Origin of the sequence: Frondihabitans sp. PAMC 28766, assembly GCF_001577365.1 — a bacterium.
In the GTDB taxonomy this organism is placed as follows: domain Bacteria; phylum Actinomycetota; class Actinomycetes; order Actinomycetales; family Microbacteriaceae; genus Frondihabitans.
The window spans coordinates 719,434-745,510 of the sequence record NZ_CP014513.1; the positions used below are offsets into that span (position 1 = coordinate 719,434).

At 65.4% G+C, this 26,077-nt stretch carries 28 protein-coding genes and 1 pseudogene; 14 read left to right on the forward strand and 15 right to left on the reverse strand.

Features of this window, described 5'->3' with window-relative positions; translation table 11 throughout:
• Positions 1-4: 4 nt before the first annotated feature.
• The 5 genes and pseudogenes from kdpC to AX769_RS03545 form a co-directional block, all read right to left on the reverse strand.
• Positions 5-610 (reverse strand): potassium-transporting ATPase subunit KdpC, encoded by a 606-nt coding sequence (gene kdpC / locus AX769_RS03525; RefSeq protein WP_066276018.1) that lies wholly within the window; start codon positions 608-610, stop codon positions 5-7.
• A gap of 26 nt (positions 611-636) precedes the next feature.
• Positions 637-2,705, reverse strand: a pseudogene (kdpB, locus tag AX769_RS03530) (potassium-transporting ATPase subunit KdpB).
• Between the two features lie 86 nt (positions 2,706-2,791).
• Positions 2,792-4,471, reverse strand: coding sequence for a potassium-transporting ATPase subunit KdpA (kdpA, locus tag AX769_RS03535; RefSeq protein WP_066276020.1), 1,680 nt, complete (start codon positions 4,469-4,471; stop codon positions 2,792-2,794).
• On the reverse strand, positions 4,471-4,557 hold the full coding sequence (gene kdpF / locus AX769_RS03540; RefSeq protein ID WP_066276023.1) for a K(+)-transporting ATPase subunit F: 87 nt from the start codon (positions 4,555-4,557) through the stop codon (positions 4,471-4,473). The genes kdpA and kdpF overlap by 1 nt, the downstream gene beginning before the upstream one ends.
• 270 nt (positions 4,558-4,827) lie before the next feature.
• Complete coding sequence (locus AX769_RS03545) at positions 4,828-5,265, reverse strand: response regulator (RefSeq protein WP_066276024.1); 438 nt, start codon at positions 5,263-5,265, stop codon at positions 4,828-4,830.
• Positions 5,266-5,486: 221 nt separating this feature from the next.
• Here AX769_RS03545 and AX769_RS25645 point away from each other — a divergent pair, with 221 nt between their 5' ends.
• From AX769_RS25645 to AX769_RS03560, 4 genes are read left to right on the forward strand one after another with little or no spacing between them, the layout of a single operon-like run.
• Complete coding sequence (locus AX769_RS25645) at positions 5,487-5,615, forward strand: hypothetical protein (RefSeq protein WP_255359419.1); 129 nt, start codon at positions 5,487-5,489, stop codon at positions 5,613-5,615.
• Between the two features lie 38 nt (positions 5,616-5,653).
• Positions 5,654-5,968 carry an alkaline phosphatase family protein gene (locus AX769_RS03550; protein ID WP_066276027.1) on the forward strand — a complete coding sequence of 105 codons (315 nt, stop codon included), beginning with the start codon at positions 5,654-5,656 and terminating at the stop codon, positions 5,966-5,968.
• Between the two features lie 11 nt (positions 5,969-5,979).
• Positions 5,980-6,285, forward strand: coding sequence for a hypothetical protein (locus tag AX769_RS03555; protein ID WP_066276034.1), 306 nt, complete (start codon positions 5,980-5,982; stop codon positions 6,283-6,285).
• A gap of 55 nt (positions 6,286-6,340) precedes the next feature.
• Positions 6,341-6,910, forward strand: a complete 570-nt coding sequence (locus AX769_RS03560) for a Chromate resistance protein ChrB (protein WP_066276037.1) — start codon at positions 6,341-6,343, stop codon at positions 6,908-6,910.
• A gap of 44 nt (positions 6,911-6,954) precedes the next feature.
• Here AX769_RS03560 and AX769_RS23625 read toward each other — a convergent pair whose 3' ends face one another.
• The 4 genes from AX769_RS23625 to AX769_RS03580 all read right to left on the reverse strand — a co-directional run bounded on the left by AX769_RS23625 (position 6,955) and on the right by AX769_RS03580 (position 12,234).
• The gene (locus AX769_RS23625) at positions 6,955-8,106 is read right to left on the reverse strand and encodes a COG4280 domain-containing protein (protein WP_157887423.1); all 1,152 of its coding nucleotides are present in this window, start codon (positions 8,104-8,106) and stop codon (positions 6,955-6,957) included.
• Between the two features lie 102 nt (positions 8,107-8,208).
• On the reverse strand, positions 8,209-9,360 hold the full coding sequence (locus tag AX769_RS03570; RefSeq protein WP_066276039.1) for an ABC transporter ATP-binding protein: 1,152 nt from the start codon (positions 9,358-9,360) through the stop codon (positions 8,209-8,211).
• The gene (locus tag AX769_RS03575; RefSeq protein WP_066276042.1) at positions 9,357-11,126 is read right to left on the reverse strand and encodes an iron ABC transporter permease; all 1,770 of its coding nucleotides are present in this window, start codon (positions 11,124-11,126) and stop codon (positions 9,357-9,359) included. Before AX769_RS03575 ends, AX769_RS03570 begins: the two co-directional genes overlap by 4 nt.
• A gap of 13 nt (positions 11,127-11,139) precedes the next feature.
• Entirely contained in the window at positions 11,140-12,234 is a 1,095-nt protein-coding gene (locus AX769_RS03580) for an ABC transporter substrate-binding protein (RefSeq protein ID WP_082763459.1), read from the reverse strand.
• A gap of 185 nt (positions 12,235-12,419) precedes the next feature.
• On the opposite strand from AX769_RS03580, the gene AX769_RS03585 reads away from it, so the two are divergent.
• Positions 12,420-13,202 carry an aminotransferase class IV gene (locus AX769_RS03585; protein WP_239452078.1) on the forward strand — a complete coding sequence of 261 codons (783 nt, stop codon included), beginning with the start codon at positions 12,420-12,422 and terminating at the stop codon, positions 13,200-13,202.
• Here the strand turns inward: AX769_RS03585 and AX769_RS03590 are convergent.
• Complete coding sequence (locus AX769_RS03590; RefSeq protein WP_157887424.1) at positions 13,199-14,104, reverse strand: hypothetical protein; 906 nt, start codon at positions 14,102-14,104, stop codon at positions 13,199-13,201. The two genes, AX769_RS03585 and AX769_RS03590, sit on opposite strands and share 4 nt — an antisense overlap.
• A complete protein-coding gene (locus AX769_RS03595) occupies positions 14,097-14,525 on the reverse strand; it encodes a hypothetical protein (protein WP_066276050.1) in 429 nt (142 codons plus the stop codon). The genes AX769_RS03590 and AX769_RS03595 overlap by 8 nt, the downstream gene beginning before the upstream one ends.
• A gap of 292 nt (positions 14,526-14,817) precedes the next feature.
• On the opposite strand from AX769_RS03595, the gene AX769_RS03600 reads away from it, so the two are divergent.
• A complete protein-coding gene (locus AX769_RS03600) occupies positions 14,818-16,071 on the forward strand; it encodes a hypothetical protein (protein WP_066276053.1) in 1,254 nt (417 codons plus the stop codon).
• Here the strand turns inward: AX769_RS03600 and lepB are convergent.
• On the reverse strand, positions 16,009-16,770 hold the full coding sequence (lepB, locus tag AX769_RS03605) for a signal peptidase I (protein ID WP_066276055.1): 762 nt from the start codon (positions 16,768-16,770) through the stop codon (positions 16,009-16,011). The two genes, AX769_RS03600 and lepB, sit on opposite strands and share 63 nt — an antisense overlap.
• 199 nt (positions 16,771-16,969) lie before the next feature.
• Here lepB and AX769_RS03610 point away from each other — a divergent pair, with 199 nt between their 5' ends.
• Both AX769_RS03610 and AX769_RS23630 read left to right on the forward strand, forming a co-directional pair.
• Positions 16,970-17,389 (forward strand): RNA polymerase sigma factor, encoded by a 420-nt coding sequence (locus AX769_RS03610; protein WP_239452079.1) that lies wholly within the window; start codon positions 16,970-16,972, stop codon positions 17,387-17,389.
• A gap of 17 nt (positions 17,390-17,406) precedes the next feature.
• The gene (locus tag AX769_RS23630) at positions 17,407-18,120 is read left to right on the forward strand and encodes a hypothetical protein (protein ID WP_157887426.1); all 714 of its coding nucleotides are present in this window, start codon (positions 17,407-17,409) and stop codon (positions 18,118-18,120) included.
• A gap of 134 nt (positions 18,121-18,254) precedes the next feature.
• Here the strand turns inward: AX769_RS23630 and AX769_RS25910 are convergent, their stop codons facing one another.
• The gene (locus tag AX769_RS25910; RefSeq protein WP_066276065.1) at positions 18,255-18,812 is read right to left on the reverse strand and encodes a TetR/AcrR family transcriptional regulator; all 558 of its coding nucleotides are present in this window, start codon (positions 18,810-18,812) and stop codon (positions 18,255-18,257) included.
• A gap of 137 nt (positions 18,813-18,949) precedes the next feature.
• Here AX769_RS25910 and AX769_RS03625 point away from each other — a divergent pair, with 137 nt between their 5' ends.
• From AX769_RS03625 to AX769_RS03640, 4 genes are all read left to right on the forward strand, one after another.
• Positions 18,950-19,624 carry a 3-beta hydroxysteroid dehydrogenase gene (locus AX769_RS03625; RefSeq protein WP_204249311.1) on the forward strand — a complete coding sequence of 225 codons (675 nt, stop codon included), beginning with the start codon at positions 18,950-18,952 and terminating at the stop codon, positions 19,622-19,624.
• 615 nt (positions 19,625-20,239) lie between these two features.
• Complete coding sequence (locus AX769_RS03630) at positions 20,240-20,713, forward strand: hypothetical protein (protein WP_066276073.1); 474 nt, start codon at positions 20,240-20,242, stop codon at positions 20,711-20,713.
• Positions 20,714-21,030: 317 nt separating this feature from the next.
• Entirely contained in the window at positions 21,031-21,258 is a 228-nt protein-coding gene (locus AX769_RS03635; RefSeq protein ID WP_066276075.1) for a hypothetical protein, read from the forward strand.
• Between the two features lie 930 nt (positions 21,259-22,188).
• Positions 22,189-22,722: an RES family NAD+ phosphorylase gene (locus tag AX769_RS03640; protein ID WP_066276077.1), complete on the forward strand. Its 534-nt coding sequence runs from the start codon at positions 22,189-22,191 to the stop codon at positions 22,720-22,722.
• On the opposite strand, the gene AX769_RS25650 is transcribed toward AX769_RS03640, so the two are convergent.
• Together AX769_RS25650 and AX769_RS24605 are read right to left on the reverse strand one after the other, a co-directional pair.
• Positions 22,694-22,825 (reverse strand): hypothetical protein, encoded by a 132-nt coding sequence (locus tag AX769_RS25650; RefSeq protein WP_255359420.1) that lies wholly within the window; start codon positions 22,823-22,825, stop codon positions 22,694-22,696. The two genes, AX769_RS03640 and AX769_RS25650, sit on opposite strands and share 29 nt — an antisense overlap.
• A gap of 32 nt (positions 22,826-22,857) precedes the next feature.
• Positions 22,858-23,169, reverse strand: coding sequence for a hypothetical protein (locus tag AX769_RS24605; protein ID WP_204249312.1), 312 nt, complete (start codon positions 23,167-23,169; stop codon positions 22,858-22,860).
• Between the two features lie 297 nt (positions 23,170-23,466).
• Between AX769_RS24605 and AX769_RS03650 the strand changes: the two genes are divergently transcribed.
• On the forward strand, positions 23,467-24,048 hold the full coding sequence (locus tag AX769_RS03650; RefSeq protein ID WP_066276079.1) for an NADPH-dependent FMN reductase: 582 nt from the start codon (positions 23,467-23,469) through the stop codon (positions 24,046-24,048).
• Positions 24,049-24,768: 720 nt separating this feature from the next.
• Positions 24,769-26,055: an ATP-binding protein gene (locus AX769_RS03655; protein WP_066276082.1), complete on the forward strand. Its 1,287-nt coding sequence runs from the start codon at positions 24,769-24,771 to the stop codon at positions 26,053-26,055.
• Positions 26,056-26,077 lie beyond the last annotated feature (22 nt).

The following is a 26,077-nucleotide window of genomic DNA, read 5'->3' on the forward strand; positions in this document are numbered from 1 at the left end:
GGTCCTAACCCTTCAACTCGGCCAGTGCGATGTTCAGCTCGAGCACGTTGACCGTCTTCTCGCCGAGGTAGCCGGCGTCGCGGCCCTGGATCGTCGACTCGACCAGCGCCTTCACGCTGGCCACCGGCAGCTTGCGGACGGCGGCGATCCTGTCGACCTGCAGCAGCGCGTAGGCGGGGCTGATGTGCGGGTCGAGCCCCGACGCCGAGGCCGTCAGAGCGTCGGCGGGGATGCTGGACGGAGACACGTCGTCGTCCTTGGCGATGGCGGCCTTGCGGGCTTGCACGGCAGCGATCAGATCCTTGTTCTCGGGGCCGTAGTTGCTGGCGCTGGACGCGGTGGCGTCGTAGCCGTCACCGGCCGCAGAGGGCCGTGATTGGAACCACTCGGGCAGCGCGTTGCCCTTCTTGTCGGTGAACGACTGGCCGATCAGAGCAGAGCCGACCGTCTTGCCGTCGACCTTCACGACGGACCCGTTGGCGGCGGACGGGTCGACGAGCTGGCCGATCCCGGTGACGACTGCGGTGTACGCGATGCCGAGGACGACCGTGAAGACGATCATCGCGCGGATCGCCACCCAGTACTGGCGGGCGATGGTGCGTGTGTTCATGATGCTTTCCTTTCCAGTACGAGGCTTCAGAAGCCAGGGATGAGAGAGACGATGAGGTCGATGATCTTGATGCCGATGAACGGCGCGATGATGCCGCCGACGCCGTAGACCAGGATGTTGCGCGTGAGGATCGAGGAGGCGGACGCCGCCCGGTACTTCACACCCCGCAGCGACAGCGGAATCAGGATCACGATGATGATCGCGTTGAAGATGACCGCCGACAGGATCGCCGAGGCCGGCGAGTGCAGCTGCATGATGTTCAGCAACTGCAGGCCCGGGAAGATCCCGGCGAACATCGCGGGGATGATCGCGAAGTACTTCGCCACGTCGTTCGCGATCGAGAACGTCGTGAGCGCACCGCGGGTGATGAGCAGCTGCTTGCCGATCCGCACGATGTCGATGAGCTTGGTCGGGTCGGAGTCGAGGTCGACCATGTTGCCGGCCTCCTTCGCGGCCGACGTGCCGGTGTTCATGGCGACTCCGACATCGGCCTGAGCCAGGGCCGGGGCGTCATTGGTGCCGTCGCCGGTCATCGCGACGAGGTTGCCGCCGTCCTGCTCCGTGCGGATCAGGGCGAGCTTGTCCTCGGGGTGGCCTCGGCGAGGAAGTCGTCGACGCCTGCCTCGGCGGCGATCGCCTTCGCCGTCAGCGGGTTGTCGCCCGTGATCATCACGGTGCGGATGCCCATCAGCCGCAGCTCGGCGAACCGCTCCTTGAGGCCCGTCTTGACGATGTCCTTCAGGTAGACGACCCCCAGGATCCTGGCAGTCCCGTCGGCGCTCTTGGTCGCGACGACGAGCGGCGTGCCACCGGCGTTCGAGATGGTGTCGATCGCGTCCTCGAGTTCGGCGTGCTGGCTGGACGCCATCGGCTTCGCCTCCTCGACCCACGCGATGACCGAGTTGCCGGCGCCCTTGCGGATCTGCGAGCCGTCCGGCATGTCGAGGCCCGACATGCGGGTCTGCGCGGTGAACGGGACGATCTCGCCGGCGACGTTCTCGCGGCGCACATAGCCTTTCGTGACGGCCAGGTCGACGATCGACTTGCCCTCGGGCGTCGGGTCGCTCAGTGACGACGTTGCAGCGGCCTCCATCAGCTCGCCGTCGGCGACGCCGTCCATGGCGGTGAACTCGGCCGCCTGACGGTTGCCGTAGGTGATGGTGCCGGTCTTGTCGAGCAGCAGCGTGGTGACGTCACCGGCGGCCTCGACCGCGCGGCCCGACATCGCCAGCACGTTGCGCTGCACGAGCCGGTCCATGCCGGCGATGCCGATCGCGCTCAGCAGTGCGCCGATCGTCGTCGGGATGAGGCAGACCAGCAGGGCGATCAGCACCGGGACGCTGACGGCGGCCTTCGAGTACGCCGCGATCGGATCGAGGATGAGGCAGACGACCACGAAGATGATCGAGAGCGACGCGAGCAGGATGTTCAGCGCGATCTCGTTCGGCGTCTTCTGGCGGCTGGCGCCCTCGACGAGCTTGATCATGCGGTCGACGAAGGTCTCGCCGGGCTTCGACGTGATCGTGACGACGATCCGGTCGGAGAGCACCCGGGTGCCGCCGGTGACGGCCGAGCGGTCGCCGCCCGACTCGCGGATGACCGGTGCGGATTCGCCCGTGATGGCCGACTCGTCGACCGAGGCGATGCCCCAGACGATGTCGCCGTCACCGGGGATCAGCTCGCCGGCGACCACGACCACCGTGTCGCCGAGAGTGAGGTCGGCCGACGACACCGAGACCAGCGTGGCCCGCTCTGCCCCGGAATCCTGCGCCGGATCGTAGCTGTCGACCTTGTTCGCGCTCGTCGAGGTGCGAGTCTTGCGGAGGCTTTCGGCCTGCGCCTTGCCGCGGCCCTCGGCGACAGCCTCGGCGAGGTTCGCGAAGAGCACGGTGAGCCAGAGCCAGATGGCGATCGCCCACGTGAACGACCCGGGGACGACCGAGCCGCCGGAGGTGCCGGGGCCGCCGGTGAACGGCGCCGCGATGGCGAGGACCGTCGTGTAGGCGGCACCGACCTCGACGATGAACATGACGGGGTTGTGCCACATGTCGCGCGGGTTCAACTTCTTCAGCGCCCCCGGCAGGGCCTCGATCATCTGGGCGACGGTGAAGCCGCTCTTCTTCTGCGGCGAGCCGTCTTCGGGTTTCTGTTCTGACGCCTGTGCGTCGATCAGAGTGGTCATCAGCGGTGCAGCCCTTCAGCGAGCGGTCCCAGTGCGAGCACGGGGAAGTAGGTGAGTCCGGTCACGATGATCGAGACTCCGAGGAGGAGGCCCACGAACTGCGGGCGGTGGGTCGGAAGCGTTCCGGAGGTGGCGGGCACCTTGTCCTGCGCCGCCAGCGAGCCGGCGAGGGCCAGGACGAAGACGATCGGCAGGAACCGGCCGAGCAGCATGACGACGCCGAGAGACGTGTTCATCCACGGGGTGTTCGCCGTGATGCCGGCGAACGCAGACCCGTTGTTGTTGGCGGCCGAGGTGAACGCGTAGAGCACCTCGGTGAAGCCGTGCAGGCCCGGGTTCCAGATCGACACGGTCTCGACGTTCTTGCGCACGGCGGGGATCGCGAAGCTGAGCGCCGTCCCGGCGAGAGCCAGGGTCGGGGTGATCAGGATGTAGATCGATGCGAGCTTGATCTCGCGCGGCCCGATCTTCTTGCCCAGGTACTCCGGCGTGCGGCCGACGAGCAGACCCGCGATGAACACGGTGATGATCGCGAGCACGAGCAGACCGTAGAGGCCTGATCCGCCGCCGCCTGGCGCGATCTCGCCGAGCATCATGTTGATCAGGGCCATCATTCCGCCGAGCGACGTGAACGAGTCGTGCGCCGAGTCGACGGCTCCGGTCGACGTCAAGGTGGATGTGCTCGCAAAGAGGGTCGATGACCAGATGCCGAAGCGGGTCTCCTTGCCTTCCATCGCCCCCCCGGCGAGCTTCGTGGCCGTGCCGGCGCCGCTGAGCTCGAACCAGGTCATCGCGGCGAGCGAGACGGCGAAGATCGTGGTCATGACCGCGACGATGGCGTTGCCCTGGCGGGTGTCGCCGACGATCTTGCCGAAGGTGCGCGGCAGCGAGAACGGGATGGCGAGCATCAGCAGGATCTCGAAGAGGTTCGTCCAGCCGGACGGGTTCTCGAACGGGTGCGACGAGTTGGCGTTGAAGAAGCCACCGCCGTTGTTGCCGAGCTCCTTGATCGACTCCTGAGACGCCACAGGGCCCCCCGGAATCGCCGCCGAGCCACCGGTGATGGTGGTGACGTGCTCGAACCCGTTGAAGTTCTGGATCACTCCGCCGATGATCAGCACAATCGCCGTGATGAAAGCGAGCGGAAGAAGAAGGCGCAGGATGCCACGGGTCAGGTCGACCCAGAAGTTGCCGAGCGTGCCGCTCTTGATGCGTGCCAGACCGCGGATCAGCGCGATGGCGACCGCGATGCCCACCGCCACCGAGACGAAGTTCTGCACGACGAGACCGCCGAGCTGCACCGCGTAGCCCATCGTCACGTCCGGGCTGTAGGACTGCCAGTCGGTGTTGGTGACGAACGACGCGGCCGTGTTGAACGACAGGCCGGCCGGGATGGCCGGGAAGCCGAGCGAGTAGGGCAGCACCGCCTGCAGGCGCTGGAGGATGTAGACGAAGAGCAGGCCCACGACCGAGAAGATCAGGACGCCGCGGAGATACGCGCGCCAGGTCTGCTCGCTCGATGCGTCGACGCCGATCAGGCGATAGAAGCCGCGCTCGATCTTCCAGTCGCGCTTCGACGTGAAGATCCACGCCATGAAGTCGCCGAGAGGCCGGTGGATCAGCACGAGCACGACGGCGAGGGTGAGGATCTGGAGGATCCCCGCGAGAGCGTCGCTCATCAGAAGCGCTCCGGTTTCACCAGCGCGTAGACGAGATACACGAGAGCGGCCACGGCCAGGACGGCCGCGATGATGTTGAAGACCATCACAGCTTCTCCACCCCGTTCGCTACGAGAGCGATGACCGTGAAAACGGCGATCGTGGCGACTATGTAGACGATGTCGAGCACAACAACTCCAACCGGAGACGAACTGTCGAGGCCCCGATCGGAGCCCGGCACCCCGCGAGGGCACAGCCAGTCAGTAGACACCGGTGCGCGGGGCCGTTGAGCGGTCCTAACGGCATCCCTACGTCGACACTCGGAATCCTTACGAGGTCCTAACGCCGGTGGCGCCGTGGACGTCGGCGAGAATTCTCTACGTCCGTCCTTTGACGGAGTAGGCGGTCAGCATGAGTATGAGTACGGTCACTCTGCCCTGCCGGAGAGATTGGACGATGCTCAGACCGTCGATGGAGGGCAGCCGCCGGTCGATAAGCATGACGTCATAGTCGTTGTCGAGACCCGCAATGAGGCCTTCGCGGCCGTCGATTCGCCGGTCGACGTCATAGGCCTCTTCGAGTACTTCTTGGATCAGTGGCCCCAGAGCAGGGTCGTCTTCGATGGGGAGAACGGAGACGATCACGATGAGGATGGCCAGGATGTCGATGTGGTTTCGGACGAATGGGATCTGTCCGAGGACCACACCCAGGGTGCTGACGATGATGGTCCACGATGCGGCGCCGATAAGATTCCAGACCAGGAACTTGCGGTAGTGGTAGTCGCTCGTGCCGGCGGCCAGCGGTCGTTGCTCCATGCGATGACTGTCCACATCTGATTCCAAGAAACAACTCAGACGGCGAGATCGGCCCGCGGTGCACTGCTGCCTGCACGGCCCGGTCTCGTCGTGTTGCCGGCCCGAATGTGGCGCTGGCGGCGGTCAAGAGTGCGCGACCAACGGGGTTTTCTTAGGCGGATCTGTGAGCAAGTCGAGAAGAGTCCGCTTTGTGCGGCGACGACCGCGGAGGAGGCATGGAGATGTCGGGAATCCTGATTGGCACGGCCGCCCTGGTGATCTGCGCAGCTGTGGCTTGGGGAGCGACCGTCCTGCTCGCCGAAGCGCAGTTGGAGTTGCTCGAGTCAGCAGAGGACCGAGATCTCTTCTAGCAGCGCCGGGAGGCCAACCCCTAGCGAGGACGACGATCATGGTCACGAGCGGTCCCGGACAAGATATCGGACGACGAACCTCTCTCAAGGGTGTCGGCCTCGCCTCGGCTGGCTTTCTCGCCGTGAACGACGTCACCTGTGGCGAGATCTGGGGAGGCGAGCATGCGCGGACGGAAGGGGCGGGAAGCAACCGCGCATCCGGTCCTGCCGCGTTCGATCACGTCGTGGTCCTCATGCTCGAGAACCGCTCGTATGGTCACATCTTCGGATGGCTCCATCGTGACGACGAATTGCGACCCGGTCAGCGCGTGGCGGGCCTCCATCAACAGGTGATCTGCTCGCCGAACGCCTGAACCTCGGGTATGTGCTGTCGCTCGTCGTCTTCGCGGCGGCGATCGTGGTCGTCGCATTCCTCTACTTCGTCGTCAAGGTCAACGCGGTCGTGGCGTTCTGGATCGCCTACATCCTGACGCGGCCCCTCGGGGCCTCCACCGGCGACCTCCTCTCGCAGGCCACGAAGGACGGCGGTCTCGGCCTCGGAACCACCGGCACGAGCGTGCTGTTCCTGGCCGTGATCCTGGCCCTGGTCATCGTTCTGTCCATCCGAGAGGCATCCCACAGGGGTTCCCTCCGAGGCGGCTCGCCGACGGGCCGCATCAGCCTCGACTAGGCAGCGTTGCCTCCGCACACGAGAGTCGAGCGAGCCCTCTCGGTAGACTGGCTGAATGGCTGACGGTGCATCGGACGACGACAATCCGATCAGTGGTTCCGAATGGCTGGTCCTCGTCTACCGCATCCCGTCCGAGCCGACTCGACTGCGGGCGACCGTGTGGCGCCGATTGAAAGCGCTGGGGGCCATCTACCTGCAGAACTCCGTGGCGGCTCTCCCGAAGAATCTCGTGTCCGAACGCGCTCTTCGAAAGTTGCGTCACGAGATCCTGGAAATGTCGGGGACAGCGGTTTTGATGAACGCCTCAGCGCTAGCTGGTGGCTCGACGATCCTGGAGGCATATCAGGCGGCTCGGTCTGACGAGTATGACGAGATCATCGACCGTTGCACGGGCTTTCTCTCCGAGGTCGAGAAGGAGTACACCAAGAACCACTTCACTTATGCCGAGCTCGAAGAGAACGAGGTCGACCACACGAAACTCGTGAACTGGCTCGAGAAAGTCCGGGCGCGTGATGAGTTCGTGGCTCCGGGACGTGTTGAAGCCGAGGCGGCGTTGCAGAAGTGCACCGATGCTCTCGAGGAGTACGCGGCTCGCGTGTACGCCGAAGAGCCCGAAGGTCACTGACCTCCGGGCTCCGGGCAGAGCCGTCCGCGACGGCCGGCAGCTGACTACCGCAACGACCGACGGATGCTGTACGGCAGCAGCGCCGCCGCGAACACCGGCATCACGATGAAAGCCGCACCCCACATCGGAGCGAGGGCGGTTGTGACGATCAGCCCGACAGCGATGCCCGCGGCGATCTGCCAGTCGTCGCCGATCACGAAGTCGTAGAGGAACAGCCCGACTGCAGCAAGCCGCCGGCTGAGACCGTGAGGCCTCGGGGGCAGGATCATGGCGCTCGCCGGAGCAGCGGATGTCTCGGTCGACAGTGCAGGTGCCGCCGCGGGCGCCATCGTCGCCACACCCCCTGCGACGGACACCGCAGCCGATCCCGCAGCGGCGCCGAAACGTGGCCCCGCGCTCGGCGCCCCGCTCTGTGACAGGTCGGGCGACACCCCGACAGGGGAGGACACGTGCGACAGCCGGTATGCGCGCATCCCGAACACAAGGATCAAGCAGAACACGGCGACGGACGGCGCGACCACCAGAAGGGAGATGTCAGCTCCCGGCCAGGCTGCCCCCGCGCCCTCGCCGCCCCAGAAGATGCCGAAGGAGGCCAGCAGGATCCCGACAACGAACTTCATTGTGTTCTCGGGCACGCGAGAGAGCGGGCCACGAACCACAAAACCGAGGATCGCCACGATGACGACGGCGGCCCCGGCGGCAACTGCCGCGAGGGGCACGTTGTGCTGGTTCGTTCCGAAGGTCAGCACGATGAAGACGACTTCGAGCCCCTCGAGGACGACGCCCTTGAACGAGAGAGTGAATGCGTACCAGTCGTTGACGAAGAACTTCGATGTATTGGCGGCGGCCCGAGCTGCGGTCACCTGCTTCTGGTAGATCGCGGCCTCGTCGTGGAGGGGCCGGTAGCCGCTCGAGCGGTTGATGGCTTTGCGCAGCCACTGGAGCCCGAAGATGAGTAGCAGACCACCCACGACGAGACGGAGGACATTGAGGGGCAGAATCTGGATGGCCGGCCCCGCCACTGCGATGACGACGGCCAGCACGATCAAGCCCGCGATGACGCCCTGGGCTGCGGAGCGCCAGTGCCGGCTGGTGCCGGCGGCCAGGACGATGGTCGTCGCCTCGACCGCCTCGACGATGCAGGCGATGAGGACGGAGAAGAAGAGCGCGATGTTCTGCGGATCGGTCAGGTTCATGTGGATGTGATCTCCAGGTCGGACTCCCGAGTTACGAGAGTCGCCGTACGTTCGATGTCGAGTGTAACAGTCGTTAGTTTTGACGGAGCACAGTTTTGCGCCCTAGGCAGACTCGGCCGGAAAGGCCAGACAGCCGTTCGGGTCCAGGGCCAGGCCGCAGGCAGTCCCCCGCCCCCACGGGGTCTCGTCGAAGACGGACGAGAGGCGCCCGTACGCGGTCTCGACAACATGCTCGTAGCCGCGACCCCGATAGGCGATGTCGATGACCCGCCCCGGGATCGTCGGGCGATCGCCCTGACCCGCCGTCACGGCCCCCGGGGTGACCAGTCGCGTCGCTGTCGGGCGGATGAGCACCTCGACCGGCGCAGTGGAGCCGACGATCGATACGAGCGAGCGCGCCAGCACATCGTGCTCCCCGAGCCGCACGCGCAGATGGACTCCCTGCGGGCCCATCGGCGCACCGGTCACGGACCCTGCCAACCCGGTGAAGCGTGCCACGAACGGGCTGCGCGGATTGAGGAAGATCTCCTCCGGGGTGCCGCGCTGCTCGAGTCGGCCAGCGCGCAGGACGGCGATCTCGTCGGCCAGGGCGAACGCCTCCGCCTGGTCGTGCGTGATGTAGAGAGCCGTGGCGCCCGACTCGCGTGTGAGGGTCGAGATCTCGACGCGGAGACGCTCGCGAAGGTCGGCGTCGAGGTTCGACAGCGGCTCGTCGAAAAGCAGCAGCGACGGCTCCGCCACGACGGCGCGGGCCAGCGCGACCCGCTGCTGCTGGCCACCGGAGAGTTCGTTGGGGTACCGCGAAGCCGTGCCCGCGAGCCCGACCCGGTCGAGGACCTCGAGCACTAGCTGACGAGTGCGGGATGCCCCCAGACGTCGGCGACGGAGCGCGTAGCCGATGTTTTGCGCGACCGTCATGTGCGGCCAGAGCGCGTAGTCCTGAAAGACCATGGCGACATCGCGCTTCTCGGCGGGGACGCTCGTGCGAGCGTCGCTGATGACGCGATCTCCGAATCGGATCGAGCCCTCGTCAAAGCGCTCGATACCGGCGATTCCGCGCAGCAGCGTCGTCTTGCCAGACCCGGACGGGCCGAGCAGGACCAGAAAGCGGCCCGGTTCGATATCGAGGTCGACACCAGCGAGGGCGGTGACCTGCCCGTACTGTCGGCGCGCTCCGCGGACGTGAACGTGGTGCCCTCGAGGGGCCTGGGACTCGAGCGCGCTCAGAGTGTCGCGCGATGCCGTGGTCGTCATGATGCCTTTCCGAGGTTGCGCCAGCCCGCCGGTGCGAGGAGACGGAAGAGCAGGTAGCCGACGCCGACCACGACGAGCGCCGACAGGACCGCGAGGACCTCCATCGCCGTTCCGCCACCGAAGTCGTATTTGCCGAGGGCGTTCGTGATCCCCACCGAGATCGGCTCACTGCCGGGTGGTGCGAGCAGCTGCGAGACCGGCAGTTCCAGCAGAGTCGCCGTGTAGGTGAGCAGCCAGGCGGAGAGCAGCGGCCGGGCGATGATCGGCAGCACGATGGTGGCCCAGGATCGGAGAGCCCCGCTTCCGTGCACGCGCGACGCGTGCCCCATGGACTCCTGGATCTGGCTCATCGTCCCCACCAGCACCCGGGAGGTGGAGGGCAGGGCCGTGGCGATGTAGGCCAGGAGCAGGAGACCGGTCGTGCCGTAGAGGTGGATGCCGAGATCGTTCGTGAGCGGCAGGTTGTAGGCGAAGATGTAGCCGGCTGCGAAGACGATTCCGGGTAGCGCGACGGCGCCGAGCAGGACGAGGTCGAGCAGGCGCCCCGAGAAGGTCGAGCCCTGCCGCGCGAGCAGGCGGGCGCAGATCGTCGCCAGGACGAGCGTGACGGTCGCCGTGATGGCCGCGAGCCCGGCCGAGTACATCAGTGGCGAACTGAGGTCGGGGCTCCCGATGACGCGCGTGTAGTTGTCGAGGTTCCACGCGTGCGATCCCAGCGACCCGAGGTTGTTGATCAGCGAGGCTGAGACGGCGCCGAAGGTCGGCACTCCGAGGCCGATGGCGACCAGGATCCCGAGGACCACCGTCACGAGCGCTTTGGCCGGCGCCGAGAGGCGTTGCCGCACGAGCGGGCGGCTGCGGCCGCCGAGGACACGGAAACTGCGGCCCCGCAGCGCTCTCCCCTGAGCCACGAGGGCGAGCACGACGAGTGCGAGCAGCACCCAGCTCACCGCGGACGCCACCGGGAAGTCGGCCGGGAAGGCCTGGACGGCGTTGTAGAGCGTGAACGTGGCGACCGGGAAGTGGGCGTCGTTCGCCAGGGTCGACGCGACCCCGAAGTCACTGACCGATTCGGCGAAGACGATCGCCAGCGCGGCCCAGATCGCGGGGCTCAGGAGTGAGACGACGAGCCGCATCGCGGCGAAGCGACCGCCACCGTGGACTCGGAGAGCGTCTTCGAACTCGTGTCCCAGCCCCCGGAGAGCGTTCGAGATCGCAAGGAAGGCGAACGGCACCCCCTTGACCGTGAGCACGACGACGATGCCGACCGGGCCGTAGATGATCGAGCGGGCGCCCGACGGGTCGAAGCCGAGCGAGTCGAGAACGCCACTCGGCTCGAGCAGACGCTCCCAGCCGAGAGCGATGAGATACGACGGCGTGAGCAGAAGCGCGAAGACGACTCCGGTCGCGATCCGGCGGGCGGGGGCGTCCGTCCGCAGCACCACCCAGGCGACGCCGAACCCGATGACAGCGGAGACGACCGCGGTCGAGATGCCGATCATCAACGAGTTCAGGACACCGGTGAGCAGCTGCCCGGTCAGCGCCTGCCGAAACGCCGACAGGGTGAACCACTGTGTTCCCTGCCCCAGGAGTGCCGGGCTGAAGGCGACGGCGAGGAACAGGAAGATCGGCAGGATGAGGATGACCGCGACGAGGATCCAGAACACCGCCGACGCACTGACACCCCGCCGGAGCCGGCGCAGCGTCGGGCGCCGCGGTGCCACGGTCAGAACCGCCGGCGCTCCCAGGATCTCTCTCGCGGTCATCGACTCGTCCCGACTACTTGATGTTGGAGTCGAACCAGGTGACGACCTGCGACTGGAGCGGGCCCCAGAAGTACGGGTCGAGCTGCTGGTAGGTCGTCGGGAGTGCGGGCAGGGCTGCGAGCTTCGTCGAGCCCTGAACGACCGGCCAGAAGAGCGAGTCTCCGGCGGTGTCGGCTTTCTGCATGACCTGCTGGCCGGCAGGCGACAGGGCGTAGTCGACGAACTTCTTCGCCTCGGCCTGCTGGGTGGCGTCGATCGCCTTGTCGATCCCGATGACGCCGGGCAGCAGCGTGGTCTTGGGCAGGTAGACGATCTTGGGCGCGTAGGTCCCCGTGGCTTTGACCTTGAGCGTCTCGCCGACGGCGGCGGAACTCTGGATGAGGCCGTAGTCGATCTGCTTGGTCTCGAGAGCGTGGAGGGTGTCGCCGTTGGTCGGGTAGACCTTGAGCCCGTTCGACTTGAGCTTCGTGAGGTAGGCCTCGCCCGCCGCGACGCCTTTGGACTGGCCGCCCATCTGGTTCATGAGCCCGGCGATCAGCGGGTAGGTGGGGCCGGACTGCGACGGGTCGTTCATGCCGACCTTGCCGGAGTATGCCGAGGTGAGGAGGTCGCTGTACGAGGTGGGGACTTTCGTGGTGGCAGCCGAGTTGTAAATCAGCGCCGCGACGGCGGTGGTGCCGGTGGGGACGTAGCTGTGGTCGCTCGGCACGAGGGTCTTGCCGACGGAGGTGTACGTGGCGCTCGGGGTGTAGTCGAGCAGCTCCTTCTGCTTGTCGAGGGAGGCGAAGGCGGTGTCGCCGTCGACCCAGAGCATCGACCACTGAGGGTTGTTCTTCTCGGCTGCAACCTTGGTGAGAAGGGGGCCGGTGGAGTCGTCGACGACCTTGACGGGGATCCCGGTCTTGGCGGTGAACGCCTTGCCCATGTTGACGTCGTAGGCCTCCGCCGCGTAAAGGACGAGGGGCTCGACCTTGCCGGCTGCGGCCGAGGCGCCGGTGCCGGTCGTGGCGTTGCTCGTGGTGGCGTTCGTCGCGGCCGAGCAACCAGCCAACGCGATCGACGAGACGGCGATCACTCCGAGTACGGCGATACAAGATCGAGCGTTCATAAGAGGGTTCCTTCGAGGTGAGTGTTGATTGCGACTTCTAACGGGTGTTAGAAACAGTAAGCAACAGGTTGTGCCCCGGAGTGGCTTCGAGGTGACGCTGAGGTGAACTCTGTCGGAGGTCGTTCTCCGTTCACCAGCTGCTGGTACTTTTCCGAGAAACCCACGGGAGGAGTCGGATCGTGACGATGCTCATCGACGGCGCCGAGGCCACCTCCGCGGCCCTCCTCGACCGCCTCAATGCCTCCGAAGGCCACCGCACGGCGCTCCAAGTGCGTGCCGGTCGCGTCCGCGGTCTCGACCTTCACTTCCAGCGGCTCGACCAGGCGTCGCGAGCGCTGTTCGGTGCTCCGGCACCGCTGACGAAGGTCGTCGAGGCTGCGATTCGGGTGCTGGGCACGGCACCGAACGAAGCCACCCTGCGGATCGAGATCTTTGCTGATCCTGCGGGGCACCAGCACGTCCTCGTCGAGGCTGGCGCCGCATCACCGCGCGACGCAGCGCCTCACCGGCTCGAGTTGGTCCGCCACGATCGTCTGCTTCCTGGTATCGAGCACACCGCGCTCGGGTCGCCCCAGGTCATCGACCGCCTCTCGCGGCGAGCGGGGTTCGACGGCGCGGTCCTGGTGTCGTCGAGTGGACACGTGGTCGAGATCGCGGACGGCACGCTCGGGCTGATCAGCGGCCGCCGGGTCGTCTGGCCCGATGGGCCGGCGTTGGCGAGTCTCGGGCGCGGCCTGCTCGAACCTCAGCTGGCGGCGGCGGGTATAGCGACCGTCGTGCTGCCCGTCCGAGCTGGTGATCTCGGCCTCTTCGACGGCGCCTTCGTCGTCTGCGCCCGCGGGGCTGCACGCGTCGAGGCGATCGGCGACGTGACCTGGCCACACGCCGACCACGGCGGCGGGTCCATCTTGGAGCGCGTACTTGCGGCCCACGAAATCATCCCGACAGAGTCCCTCAGCGCCGGCTAACCGTCGCGGTCCGTCGTGGCCGGCGCCGCCACCCGAGGCAACCGCCCGCAGTCGAGTACGATCTTCCAATTCGTGTGGGGCGGCGACAGCAGCGTGACTGGTGTCACTGCCGCCTGACCGATGCACGACCTTTCGGCGGTTGTGACCTGCGGCGCCAACTCCGGCCCCCCGGAGCGACGAGTGACGCTGGGGACGAAGGATACGAGAACGACCGCCAAGAGAGCAGCGCCGACGACGATCCTGGCGACGGGAATCCGTCGACGTTCCGAGTCGGGAGCCTCCCGGGCGAGCGATGGTCGCCAGCGCACCCCGAGGGCGAGCACCATGACGGCGATCAGCTCCATCGACGGGACGACGCCGTACCGACTCAGCCACGGCTTGGCGAGGTGAGCCTTCGTGGAAGACGCGTACTCGTAGTACGGCCCTGGGTTGGTCTTGACGGCCACGACCCACAGGATCACCGAGGCGGCGAGAAGCGTCACCACCAGCCAGCGTTGGTCTCGTGACCCGAAGCGGAGCACCCATATCGCTGCTGCGACGACGGGGACGAGGGCTGCGACCGCAGCCGCCGGGCCGTAATGGACCAAGGCCTGGCCGATGACGTGCCCGTTGGCATTCCAAATAGTCATGGCCGAGTTGATCGCGTAGCCGTATGCCGTCGACGGCAGATCGTTCGGTAGCGCTTTGCTGTGCCCTCGAGGGGAATTGACGTAGGCAATGAGCTGGAATGCTCCGCCGACGAGAAGCGCAAGGCGGACCGGTAGTCGTGCTCCACTCCTCCAGCGCAGTGCCATCAGTGGCACGAACGCGAGCATCTGCACCTCGGTCAGTGCCCGAGCAACGCCAGTGCCGTCAAGGCGATGGTGCCTCGCTGGGATCGCGAGCGATACAGGATCAGCCATGGTGCCAGCCAGAGGAAGTACCAGTGAAGGTTGGCAGTGTTGCCGAGCACCTCGCGGGCGCAAGGGGGGCCAGAATCGTGATCGCCGCCAGCGCCATGCGCACTCTCCACGATTCGGTGACGACACGCGAGCAGTAGAAGATCGCGGCGGCCACGACTGCGACGACGAGACATGACGCTGCCGCCATCGCGTGCGCCCACTGGGCGACTGGCACGAAGGTGACGGTGAGGCCGGCGACGATGCGAGGAACAGTGTGCAGGTAGCCCGCATACACGCGGAAAAGAGGCACGACCGGGCCCTGAGCCACGGCGTTCCCGAGGAAGTTGCGACTGTCCTCGGCCCACAGAGTCGCGGTTGTCGACGCTGGCAGACGGAACCAAGCGATGAGCGTGCCGATCACGATGATCAGGGCGACGGCCAAGACGTCCGAATGATCCCGATTGCCCACATGAAGCCTGGTCGCGAGGCTTGTCCGGTTGGGAGCAGCAAGCCCTGTAGTCATGGAGTCCCCATGGCGGAAGTCCATCCCCGTCCACGTGAGCGCTGTCTCATGGACCGAGTAGAACCGGTCGAAGCACAGAAACTGCTAAGACGAGGATGGCCCCAGGATTCCGGCTCGCCCCCCGCAGGACTCCTTCATCACCACGGTTCGGACGAGCATCCGACTACCGCATCTTGGGGCCTTCTGAGAAGCGGCGCCATAGACCTCGAGGATGAACGTCATGCGCCTCACGAGCCTCCTTGACCTCCTGTACCGTCGTCGGCAGGTATCCGTGGCGATCGCTTTGGCAGTTGCGACGCTGGCTCACCTGGCAGCGACTTCTCTCTATTCGTGGCACTTCGTCACCGCAGGGTCGAAGGCGCTGTGGTCTTCGGACGGCCTGCACCTCTACGCGCTGTCCCCCGACTTGCAGATGGGGCCATTGACGTTCGCAGTCGGTGGCCTGTTTTCGGTGTTTCTTCCCGGGCCGCTGGGAGCGACGGCAGCGATCATCGCAATGCTGGCGGTCGGCTTCATCGCGATCTGCACGACCGTGAGAAGGATTCCGATGGCGTCTGCGCGCCATCAGCGAGGGTGGATGGGAGCCGCGATTCTGACTGCGTTCGTCTGGACGGAGGTTGCGGTTCACTACGCGCACCTTGACGACGTACTCGCCCTCGGCGCCGGGGTCCTCGCGATTGCGTCTGCTCGGAATGGCCGCCTCGTGGCTGCAGCCATCTGCATAGGCGTAGCGATCGACTTCAAGCCCTGGACCCTTCCCCTCGTCGCCCTCCTCTGTGTCGATCGACGTCGACTCGCGCGAGGTGCCATGCTCGTCGCAGCGGTCGTCCTGGGCGCCTGGCTCCCCTTCTTTCTCGCCGACCCCGCCACCGCGAACATCCTCGGGTTCGTGATCCCGATCGCACCGACTTCGTCTCTTCGGGTTTTCGGAGTCCATGCGACAACGACGCCCGCGTGGGACCGCGTCGTTCAACTTGGTGGTGCGTCCGCGCTGGTTCTGCTGGCCGTGCTTCGGCGGCGGTGGGAAGCAGTTCTCCTCCTTCTCGTGGCGTTCCGAATGCTTCTGGATCCGGCGGCTTACCTCTATTACGACTCCGGGCTGGTCCTCGGGACTCTGTTCTTCGACACGGGGCGTGCAGCTCGCGCATCGCGCGCGGTGCTTCCGATCACGACGATCGTGGCGGTCATTGGCATCACTGCAAACGACTATCTGCTCGCAGCACCTGTAGCTGGTCTCTTCCGGACGGGCGCCCTCGTAGCGATCCTCGCCATCGCGCTTGTCACCACGGCCTCAAGAAATAGCGTGGCGGCGCAGGGTTGCCAAAGTCGGTCCACGAACGGACGACGGGAGAGCCAGCCGGCGTCTGAAGGGGGACCTGCTCTGGGAGCGATTGGGTCGGCGCTACTGTTCGGGGTCAGTGCCCCGGAAGACCGTGGGGTAGTTGCTCAGGGTTCCCCAGTGTGAGGCGGGCCAGGTGATTACGATTGCGCGTCCGACGACATCGGAGATGGGTACGAACGGCTGAGGTACGTCCTTTTCGATGTAGTGGGCGGCGGAGTCGTCGGAGTTGAAACGGTTGTCGCCGAGCACCCACAGGTCGCCCTTCGGGACCGTCACTGAGTAGGTGTATCGGTCGGCTGGCTCGCCCGGGGTGACGTTGATGTAGGGCTCCTTGATGGGGACACCGTTGACTTCGAGCCGGCCTGCGGAGTTGCAGCAGGTGACTTTGTCGCCGGGCAAGCCGATGACGCGTTTGACGAGGTGGTTGTCGCTGTCTTCCGTTCCGAGACCTATGGCCGTGAGTCCGTTTCGGATGGCTCCGACGACCGGGTTCGTCGAGCCCGTGGCCTGCATCGTGTCGTCGGCTCCGAGCCATCCGCCGGGGTCGGTGAAGACGATGACGTCGCCGCGTTGGAGCGGAGTGACCTTGGGGACGAGTTCGTCGACGATGATCCTGTCGTTGATCTCGAGTGTGTTCGTCATCGACGGTGATGGGATGTAAAAGGAGCGGAAGAGGAATGTTTTGATCAAGAACGAGATCAGGATCGCCCCGAGCAAGATGATCAGGATGTCGCGGACGAAGCGGGCCGTGCCGTGGCGCCGCGGCTTGCGCGATCGATGCGTGGACTCGGGAGCGGCCGTGTCAGTAATGGATTCCCCCATGGGGCGGAGCGTAGGCGATCTCGTCTCGAATAAAGTTTGCGAGCGTCTGAGACGAATCGCATTCTCCTGACACCTTCTCATTGAGGTGATCACTATCAGTCCCGCTACCCCTAAGACGGACCTCGACTTTCTCGAGTCCTGCCAACGAGGCGACGTCCGCGCGTTCACGCACTTGTACGAGCGTCACGCCTCCGTGGTGATGCGCTACGCCTGGTCTCGACTCGGCGATCGCTCCCAAGCCGAAGAGATACTTCAGGAGACGTTCCTCACCGCCTGGAGCAAGATTGGCTCTTCGCGGATCGTCGATCAGTCTCTGCTGCCGTGGATCCTCGCCATCTGCGGAAATCACGTCCGCAATCAGGCCCGCCGCAACGCAAAAAGCCTCACCGTCCCTCTCACGGACCAGGACGCCCCAAGCCGGGCGACCGTCGGTTTCTCAGCGATCGAGGACGCCCTGGAGCAACTATCACCACTCGATCGCCAGATCTGCGAGCTGTGCCTCGGCGAAGGCCTCACTTACCAGGAGGCCGCGGATCAGATACAGGCGACGCCGGCCTCGATCCGCAACCGCCTTCACCGAGCCCGGGCGATTCTTCGCGCCGCCCTCACGAACGACTGATTCTTCAAGGAGATCTCATGAGCAACACCGACCCCTGGACGTCAGACACCGCCATTGCGGAAAGCGTGGACAAAGTCGGCCGAACCGTGTTCAGTAAAGTCCGGCCCCGTCGCCGGGCTCGCCGAAGCGTCATCGGCATCGGAGCCGTCCTTGCGGGCTTTGGCCTCTTCGCCGGCGGCATTGCCTTTGGTGCGGAAGCGAACGCTGGCGCCGCGGCACCGACTTCCTTCGGAACGCCTCTCGCGGTGCCGAAGAATCTGGCGCTTTCTGTCGCTTGTTACCCGGTGGCACGCTCGGACCAATCCGATGCGCTGACGACTCAACAGTTCACAAGCACAAGCCCAGCAATGTTGGCTCAGGCGAAGGCCGACCCGGCGGAGACGTGCCGATCTTCGCTTCACACCTATTTGGCGATCGAACAGTTCGGCCTCGCCATTCCGAAGGAGCATGCCGCCGGTCACGACTGCGGCATCGTCAATATCACCGGTGAAGCCCCGTTCTACTTCACGTACAAGATCGTCCAAGGACTTCCGCAGATGAGCGGCGGCTTCACGCCGCGCGCCAGCTCCAGGGCCGCGGACTGCGTCACCGTCTCACTTCCCCCCGTCCCGCTGACAACCAGCATGCTCACTGCCTGCAAAGTCGACCCACAGCACGCCATCGTCTACGTCCTCGACGGCGCCAGTGGGGCCGCGACCTGCGCAAAGAACGGCTACACCCTCTGGGACTGAACCGGGACCTGCCGGCTGAAGACGACGGGACCAAATCCGAAGCGGTCAATTCAACCCTCACATTGCACGATCGTCGGAGACGAAGCATGCACGTCACGTTCAATCACGACCACGCGTACGCCGCGATCAATCCTTCAGCCCTCGCGCTCGAGGCCGGACAAATACGCACCCAGAATCGCGGCCGCGTCGAACGTGGCCGCGCGCGCCGTCCCGTACATCAGGAGCGCGTCAACGAGCGCGACGAGATCCCGAGCATGAAGTGACGAATCGACTACATGCAGCGCGTGAAGCACTCCTTCGGCCGCTTGCACGAGAAGCTGCCTGACCGGAGCTTGCTCGGTGAGAGCGGCACGCATGCCGTCGTCGTCGCGCAGCTCGAACAGGAGTGCGAAACGGACTGCTTGCGCGTCGTCCCGCTTCGAGAGGTGCTCGAGGAAGCCGACGGCCACACGCGTCGCTTCGTCCGGTGTCAGGCTGGACGGAAACGCGAGACCCTCGAGATCCTGCTGGGTGTAGTCGGCGAGCCGATCTACGACGAGAGCTGTGAGATCGCGGCGTGTCTTTGCGTAGTAGGTCGTCGAACCGGGCGGCAAGTCGGCTTCGGTGTCGACGCCGCGGTGCGTCAGGGCACGGACGCCATTTCGAGCGATCAAGCGAACGCCGGCATCCCCGATGTCATCTCGTCGCGTCATGTCGCTCCTTCCGGCTTCAGCCTCTACAATCCTAGAGTCTCTACTTTTGTAGAGTTCTGATTCCTGCGGGAGGGCATGCTGTGAAGGTCGTTGTGGTGGGCGGAGGGGTCTCGGGGAGAGCAATTCGGGATGCCCTGATGGAGCGTGGAGCAAGCGTCGAGTTGCTGTCGCGGTCGACAGGATTCGATGTCCTCCGGGACGATGCTGCCGCTCGGATCGATGGCGCGGATGCCGTCGTGGAGGCCACGGGGCGCTTCACGACGAGCCGAAAGCGCGCCACTGCGTTCTTCACGGGTTCCACTCGTGCCATCTCGGCGGCCGCACGGGCCGCCGACGCAAAACACGTCCTCTTGTCGATCGTGAATTGTGAGTTGCCCGAAGTGCAGGGCTACGGGTACTTCGCCGGCAAAGCTGCTCAGGAGCGCCTGGCGCGCGCGGTGAGCACAGATATAGCGATCGTGCGAACGACGCAATGGTTCGAATTCGCCCAGCAGACCCTCGAGCGGATGGGAGCAGGCCCGATTGCGCTGGTTCCGCGAATGCTCATCCAACCAGTCGCCCTGAATGCGGTCGCCCAAGTCGTTGCTGACGTCGCCGTGGGTCGACGAGGTGGAGGCATGATCGACCTCTCTGGCCCGGAACGGATCACCTTGGGTGAGATGGCGAGACGAGTCCGCCCCACGAGACGCATTCGTCTGCCTCTAGCACTACCGGGCGCGACATGGAATGCAATCAACGAAGGAGCTCTGCTCCCCGCTGACAACGTCGAGAAAGTCGGTCCGGCTTTCGCAGAATGGCTCCGGACATCCTGACGAGGCAGGCACATTGACCGAACCTTGGGTTCTTGCGGTGGTTGCAACACCTGATGGATGGTGTGCTGTGGCGACGTATTCACTTCGTGTTCGACCTGATTTGCTCCAGCTGTTCTGGGCGAGGATGCAGGCGGGTGATTTCATCACCGACGCGGTCCTGCCGTTGGACGTGAATAGGACGACGGGAACGCGGATCCTCATGGCCGCGGGCGGAGTGCCCTAGACAGGGGCTCAGCCGCATGGGAGGAGACTCCATCCCGTTTGGGAAGGAGTCTCCGTGAACAGGGGAACCCGCGTCGTTCATCGACGTGCGGGTCGGGGCGTGTCGAGCGCGGGTGGTCAAACCCGCGCTTGAATGGACGCGCCGGTGCACATCCGGCGCGTACTTGCTGCCGACGGCCGCAACCGTATACACATCCCTACCGCTACCGGTACGCTTGTGTACATGCCCGAAGAGAGCGTTGCCGAGTTCGCCAAGCGTGAGGAAGTGTCCCCTCGTCGCGTGCGCGCGCTCATCGAGCAAGGCGCCATCCCGGCCCGCCAGGTGGTAGGCAGTGGCTCATCGACCAGTCCTCCGCGCACCGCCCCGCAGCCTCCCGCCCGCTAGCCGACCGGATGCGCGCGAACCTCCTCGCGATCCTCTCCGGAGATGCCCCTCAAGGGCTTTCGGCATCCGAACGCGCACGCCTCCGCCGCTACCGCAACGAACTCATGCACAGCCCCGATCCGGACCGCATCCTTGGTGCCTGGGTCCGCGAGCAGGCGCCTCTGAAGCTCCAGGTCGCTGCCAGCGACCTCGCCGATCTCGCCGCCGACGAACGCATCGTCAAGTCCGGATTCAGCGATCCGCGCGCCGAGATCGCCGCTGCGGGCCAGCTCGAAGCCCGCGTCGCCAAGGATGACGCCGACGCGATCCGCCGCGAATACCTGCTCCGCCCATCCGAGAGGCCCAACGTCCTCCTGCACCTCGCCGACGAGAAACCACCGTCACCCCTGCCCCTCGGGCTACTCCTCGTAGACCTCGCGCAACATGACGGCGTCCGCGAACGATCCCGCGTAGCCGAACTCCTCCGAAAGGTCGACGCCTGACCATCACCGCCCCAGCCATGACTCCCGCCCAGGCCGAGGCGTGGCACGCGCTCTTCGAGGTCCACAAGGCGCACCCGGAGGGCCGGGCGCTCGTCCGTCCACTCGCTCTGCTGGGAGCGCGAGGCGAACCCGCCCCGGCCCACACAGGACGCGGACGCCGTCCTCGACATCCGTGCCCAGCTGACCATGCTCTTCGACTTCACCACGACCCTCACCGACCTCGGCTACAAGTCCGCAGGCGAGTCGCCGTCGCGGGAGTCACCGGGACCGTCATTCGGCCAACGCTTCAGGGGGCCATCATCGCGAAGGCGTCCGCAATGCTGATCGGCGAGGGCGCCAAGGCAGACCGCCACTTCAACGACCTGTCGATCCTCGCCTCCGTCGTCACCCGAGGCGACCGAGTCGGGGAAAACGTCACCAGAAACGAGGTGGCCAGGGTCCGGGCCGCGTTCGCACTGATTTTCGCCCGCCCGCCTCTGCATCTCAGCGTCGGCGTGGACGCGGAGACGATCGAGATCGTCCGGGATCAGTTCGTCCTGGAATGAGAGCAGGAGGCCGGTGTGTCGGGGATGGGAGAGCCCCGCGCCTTGCCTAGGCGGCGCCTTGCTGCGACCTCTACAGCGCGTCTGCCGCGCGCACGGGCCGGGACCCTGGCTGGGTTGCGAAGGCAATCGTCGCCCCGCATCACCTATTTCATGAAAGAGGGACTGCTTTCGAATCCGTTGATCGTGTCCAGGGCGAAAGCCGGACCTCTCGCGTGCGGCACCGCAGGCGCCCGCATGGGAACCTCTAGCGTGCGTCGTCTACTGAGGCGCCGTCAACTCCTGCCCATTCGCGCAAGGTGTTTCGACCCTCAAGCGCATGCTCGGTAAATTCGGAGAAGGCTCCTCCGCCGGCGTTTAATACGGTGACCGGCGTTGAGTGCTCCCGCCCGCGAGGGTCAGTCCACCTCACAATCGGCCAGGGCGTAATCGACGTGATCGACTTGCGAGGAACAGTTCGTGACCACAACTGGCCGTGAACAACCATCTCGTCCTGACGAAGAACGACGCGTGACCGAGGAATGCGGATCGCCGCCACGATTCCGAATAGCGCGGCTAAGGCTCCTAAGCCGAACGAGGGCCAGCCCGGGGAGGTCCAGGTTCCCTGCCACATGATGAACCCTCCAACGAGCGCTATGAGGACACCGACTCCGACACCAAGCCGTCTGCTGAGCCGCAGCTGCTGGATGATGATGTCTGGGGTGGAGTCGTGATTTTCCGAGTTCACGCCTGCTAGGTAACTCCCGCGTCGACGAGCATGTCAAAGTCTCGGTGGGGAACCCGCAACGTTCGCCTTGGCAGGCGACCGCAGGGGAAGCGCCTGCCGGGCGTCCAGATCAGGGGTTGGGCCTGGTCTCGTCAAATCGCTCAGGGCGTGTGGACCAACTACCCCCTTGGGGGCTCGCGCCGAGTGCGGGGTGAGAAGCTGGCATCATGACCGGCGTCGACTCCATTCTTGTTCCACTGATAAGAGGCACGTTCTATCGCGCGATTGATCCGAGCTTCCGCGAGTTCGCGATCGCAGGATCGCGTTTGGCGGGGCGCTATTCGCGGGCGAACGAGCCAACGCTGTATCTGAGCTCCTCCGTCGATGGCGTCGAGGCGGCCATGGTCGCTCACAAGGATGCGCGGTCGGTGGCGCTGGAGATCGTTGAGATCGACGTCGAGGCGTCGGGCATCGTGGATCTTCGCAATGCGACTGCACTGGAGGCTGTCGGAATCGACATCGCTGACGCGGTCGCGCCCTGGCAGGACATCGTTGCCACGGGAGGCACTCCGAAGTCCTGGAAGGTTCGCGACCGCCTTCGCGAGGTCGGCGCAAACGGTCTGATTGACCCCTCTCGAAAGCGCCCAGGGCTTTGGCACTTGGTGCTGTTTCGTTGGAACCAGGCCGGCGCGCCAATTGTTCGACTGGGCGAGGCCCTTTCGCCGAAGCAGACTAACGCGGGGATACGAAGTCGGTCTTGATGCGGAGTAATGCGACAGCGAGGCTGATCGCGGCGTGGAAGTGGCGCGAGAGCTTGTCCGAGCGCATCGCGATGCCGCGCCACTGCTTGAGGCGGACGTCCATCGTGCAACACAGACCGCGTCCGCCGGGAACCATCACCGTGCGCCTTCCGGCTCTTTCACCGGCCGCACCCCGGGGAACGCTGAGCCTTCAGCTCGTTGCTGGTCGGGTCGCTGGCGAGGCGGCAGAGAGAGTTTTTCACTCCAGGAGCGGATCGCGCCGGCCTCGTCGCTGGTGAGGTGGTCGAAGAAGACCCGACCGACGCTCTCCTCGTGGACTCGCAGCGCGCCCTTCAACACCGTCTGACCGTGGAGGCTGAGAGTCACGGCGGTCCGACGCCCCGGAGCACCTTCTTCGCGTCGTTCGACCAGGTCGCGACCCTCCATCCGGGTCAGCAGGTGCGACACGCGGCTCTTCTCCAGTGCAGAGCCCCTGCGAGGTCTCCAACGCGGAGAGTCGAGCCCGGTGCGTTCCCGAGGGTCCGAAGGACGCTGAACTCGGCCTTGGAGATTCCAGCCTCGGATTGCAGGGCACTGTCGATATCGGCCGTGACAACACGTTGCGCCTCCATCCACGCGTGCCACAGATCCCAATCGGAGGACGAGAGGGGAAGGCGCGTCATGTCTGCCAGCCTACGCTCGACAAGTTGACGCATCAACACTCTGAGCCATAGAGTTGATACATCAACTCTTGAAAGGCGCATCATGACCCTTCGCATCGGCATCATCCTCGGCAGCAACCGACCTGGTCGACGCGGCGACTCGCTCGCCACCTGGGTCGTCGACGCCGCACGCAAGCACGGTGGTGCCGACTTCGAGCTCGTCGACATCGCAGACCACGACCTCGGCAACCTCGACGAGCCCGGCAACCCGACCTTCGGCCAGTACACACAGGAGCACACGAAGGAATGGTCTCGAGTCATCGACGGACTCGACGGCTTTGTGTTCGTCGTGCCCGAGTACAACCACTCGTTTCCCGGCGCGCTGAAGAACGCCATCGATTACGTCTATGGAGAGTGGAACGACAAGGCAGCCGGAATCGTCAGCTACGGAGGCTGGGCGGCCGGTGTCCGGGCCGCCGAAGCCCTACGACTCGTTCTGGCCGAAGTCCAGGTCGCGACCGTGAGGGCACAGCCCGCCGTCAACACGCACGCCGGATTTGGAGATGACGGCTACGAGCCCACCGCAGGGATTTCGGCCCTGGTCGACGTCATGCTCGACCAAGTGCTCTCCTGGGCCGGCGCCCTCCAGCGTGTTCGCGCGGAGAAGAAGACCGTCGCCGCCTAGACGGAAGTGGGACCCGAGTCGTTCTAGCAACATCTCGAGCTATCGCACGCGCTCATGGCGACAGTCACGCTTCAACAACCTCACGGCCGCCTAGGTCTTCGTTGCCGGCATCGACCGGGTCGACGGCTGGCCCGAAGTGCGAGAAGACCGATTTGCGGTGCCTGCCGAAGATCACTCCTTCGTCGACGACTTCACCTCTGCAGTTCCGGACTTGCGGTGGGTGTCGCCGTCCCGCCTCCAGCTGATTTCGTCTCCCGGGATGGCCGAGGGCGACTCCTGCTCATCAGCGACGCGGCCAGTGATGGCGCTCAACTGTGCTGGAGGACGCTCGACAACGCGTGGACGTCGGCAGCGCGAGTCGACGGGGGACGGCACCGACCATATCCTCCCGTGGCACGACCGCCGTCGAACGGTTCTCATACACGACCACCCCGGACATCAAAACCTGAGGACTCGAGACCCCTGCCGCTTCGATCCAGCCTCGTCCTCTCGAGATGGAGATACGGCGCGGAACATCGTTCACGCCTGGCCATACCACCCAGGCCGGAATCGGGTCGCTTCCACATCGACCGACATCCGTGCAATACTCCTGGTCCGGGTTCCTCCTCATCGCGGGTGGATTCCTGACTCCGGGTCTACCGACCGGGAACATCTGCTCTCTCACGCCACCACCCGGCCTTCGAGCACGTCCCCCTCGTTACATGACCCGAAGGCACCCCCATGGCGCACTTTCGCATTCGCGACTTCCATCCCGACGACATCGACGGCATCCTGCACCTCTGGGAAGAGATGCGCGCCAGCCGGACCGAGCCCGTCTACGGCCTCTCCGAGGTACTCGCGTCCTGCCAGCAAGATCATGCCATCGTCGCCGTGCTCGACGACGTCGTCATCGGAGCGGCCGTCGGACGTGCCGCTCACGCACAAGGGTGGATCGTTTTCCTCTCCACGGCCATCACCCACCAACAGCAAGGCGTCGGCGGCAAAATGCTTGCTGCACTGGAGAAGCGGATGGCGCCGTTGGGTCTGTCGAAACTCTCCGTTCTCCTCCCGGAATCAGCGCTACGGGTCGACGCGTTCAGCCAGCAGGGTTTCATCGCGAAGAAAAACCTCAGGTATTTCGAACGGCAGATCCCGGTGCAACCAAACGAAATCGATGCCCTGAACGAGCTGGGAGGCAGGATCCTGCCTCGCGGGCTCTGGGACTCCATCGGCGGAATGCAGCGGGAAAAGGATCTCCTGGAACGCCGCCTCGTGCTCCCCCTGGCGCAACCCGACCTCGCGGAACGGTTCGGTGTCGTCCCGCCCAGTGCCGTCGTCCTCTTCGGGCCCCCTGGAACGGGCAAGACCACCTTCGCCCGAGCGATCTCCTCTCGACTTGAATGGTCGTTCGTCGAAGTGTTCCCGTCGCGCCTGGCTACCAATCCAGCAGGACTCGCCGGCGCCCTGCGGGAGACGTTCCTGCGGATAGCCGACTTGGAGCACGCCGTCGTGTTCATCGATGAAGTCGAGGAGATCGCAGTCCAGCGAGGCGGAGAACCGCCCTCGGCCATGCAGGGCGTCACCAACGAGCTGCTGAAGATCATTCCGAGCTTCCGAGACCAACCCAACCGGTTGCTTGTCTGCGCCACGAACTTCATCCGTTCCCTGGACTCCGCGTTCCTCCGCCACGGCCGATTCGACTACGTCATCCCCATCGGACTCCCCGACGACGCCGCCCGCGTCTCGATCTGGTCCAAGTACATCCCCGAGCATGTCCTGGTGGAGATCGATCTGGCCGCGCTGGTCCACGCCACCGACGGATTCTCCCCCGCCGACATCGAATACGCCGCGCAGAAGGCCTCCCAGTCAGCCTTGGAAATTGCCCTCACGGGCTCGGACTCTCTCGCCGGCGCGACGGGCCCCCGGACGAGCGACTACCTCGGCGCCATCTCCCGAACACGCGCCACCGTCTCCGCGGACGTCGCAAGAGCCTTCTTAGAAGACATCGACACCCTCGCGCGACTTTAGGACTTAGGGCCGCAGATCCCCG

Excerpts from the sequence above, each read along its gene's own strand:
- kdpC (WP_066276018.1), bottom strand. The coding sequence starts at position 610 with ATGAACACACGCACCATCGCCCGCCAGTACTGGGTGGCGATCCGCGCG.
- kdpA (WP_066276020.1), bottom strand. The coding sequence starts at position 4,471 with ATGAGCGACGCTCTCGCGGGGATCCTCCAGATCCTCACCCTCGCCGTC.
- kdpF (WP_066276023.1), bottom strand. The coding sequence starts at position 4,557 with ATGGTCTTCAACATCATCGCGGCCGTCCTGGCCGTGGCCGCTCTCGTG.
- AX769_RS03545 (WP_066276024.1), bottom strand. The coding sequence starts at position 5,265 with ATGGAGCAACGACCGCTGGCCGCCGGCACGAGCGACTACCACTACCGC.
- AX769_RS25645 (WP_255359419.1), top strand. The coding sequence starts at position 5,487 with ATGTCGGGAATCCTGATTGGCACGGCCGCCCTGGTGATCTGCGCAGCT.
- AX769_RS03550 (WP_066276027.1), top strand. The coding sequence starts at position 5,654 with ATGGTCACGAGCGGTCCCGGACAAGATATCGGACGACGAACCTCTCTC.
- AX769_RS03560 (WP_066276037.1), top strand. The coding sequence starts at position 6,341 with ATGGCTGACGGTGCATCGGACGACGACAATCCGATCAGTGGTTCCGAA.
- AX769_RS23625 (WP_157887423.1), bottom strand. The coding sequence starts at position 8,106 with ATGAACCTGACCGATCCGCAGAACATCGCGCTCTTCTTCTCCGTCCTC.
- AX769_RS03570 (WP_066276039.1), bottom strand. The coding sequence starts at position 9,360 with ATGACGACCACGGCATCGCGCGACACTCTGAGCGCGCTCGAGTCCCAG.
- AX769_RS03575 (WP_066276042.1), bottom strand. The coding sequence starts at position 11,126 with ATGACCGCGAGAGAGATCCTGGGAGCGCCGGCGGTTCTGACCGTGGCA.
- AX769_RS03580 (WP_082763459.1), bottom strand. The coding sequence starts at position 12,234 with ATGAACGCTCGATCTTGTATCGCCGTACTCGGAGTGATCGCCGTCTCG.
- AX769_RS03585 (WP_239452078.1), top strand. The coding sequence starts at position 12,420 with ATGCTCATCGACGGCGCCGAGGCCACCTCCGCGGCCCTCCTCGACCGC.
- AX769_RS03590 (WP_157887424.1), bottom strand. The coding sequence starts at position 14,104 with ATGGCTGATCCTGTATCGCTCGCGATCCCAGCGAGGCACCATCGCCTT.
- AX769_RS03600 (WP_066276053.1), top strand. The coding sequence starts at position 14,818 with ATGAACGTCATGCGCCTCACGAGCCTCCTTGACCTCCTGTACCGTCGT.
- lepB (WP_066276055.1), bottom strand. The coding sequence starts at position 16,770 with ATGGGGGAATCCATTACTGACACGGCCGCTCCCGAGTCCACGCATCGA.
- AX769_RS03610 (WP_239452079.1), top strand. The coding sequence starts at position 16,970 with ATGCGCTACGCCTGGTCTCGACTCGGCGATCGCTCCCAAGCCGAAGAG.
- AX769_RS23630 (WP_157887426.1), top strand. The coding sequence starts at position 17,407 with ATGAGCAACACCGACCCCTGGACGTCAGACACCGCCATTGCGGAAAGC.
- AX769_RS25910 (WP_066276065.1), bottom strand. The coding sequence starts at position 18,812 with ATGACGCGACGAGATGACATCGGGGATGCCGGCGTTCGCTTGATCGCT.
- AX769_RS03625 (WP_204249311.1), top strand. The coding sequence starts at position 18,950 with ATGGAGCGTGGAGCAAGCGTCGAGTTGCTGTCGCGGTCGACAGGATTC.
- AX769_RS03630 (WP_066276073.1), top strand. The coding sequence starts at position 20,240 with ATGCGCGCGAACCTCCTCGCGATCCTCTCCGGAGATGCCCCTCAAGGG.
- AX769_RS03635 (WP_066276075.1), top strand. The coding sequence starts at position 21,031 with ATGCTGATCGGCGAGGGCGCCAAGGCAGACCGCCACTTCAACGACCTG.
- AX769_RS03640 (WP_066276077.1), top strand. The coding sequence starts at position 22,189 with ATGACCGGCGTCGACTCCATTCTTGTTCCACTGATAAGAGGCACGTTC.
- AX769_RS25650 (WP_255359420.1), bottom strand. The coding sequence starts at position 22,825 with ATGGACGTCCGCCTCAAGCAGTGGCGCGGCATCGCGATGCGCTCGGAC.
- AX769_RS03650 (WP_066276079.1), top strand. The coding sequence starts at position 23,467 with ATGACCCTTCGCATCGGCATCATCCTCGGCAGCAACCGACCTGGTCGA.
- AX769_RS03655 (WP_066276082.1), top strand. The coding sequence starts at position 24,769 with ATGGCGCACTTTCGCATTCGCGACTTCCATCCCGACGACATCGACGGC.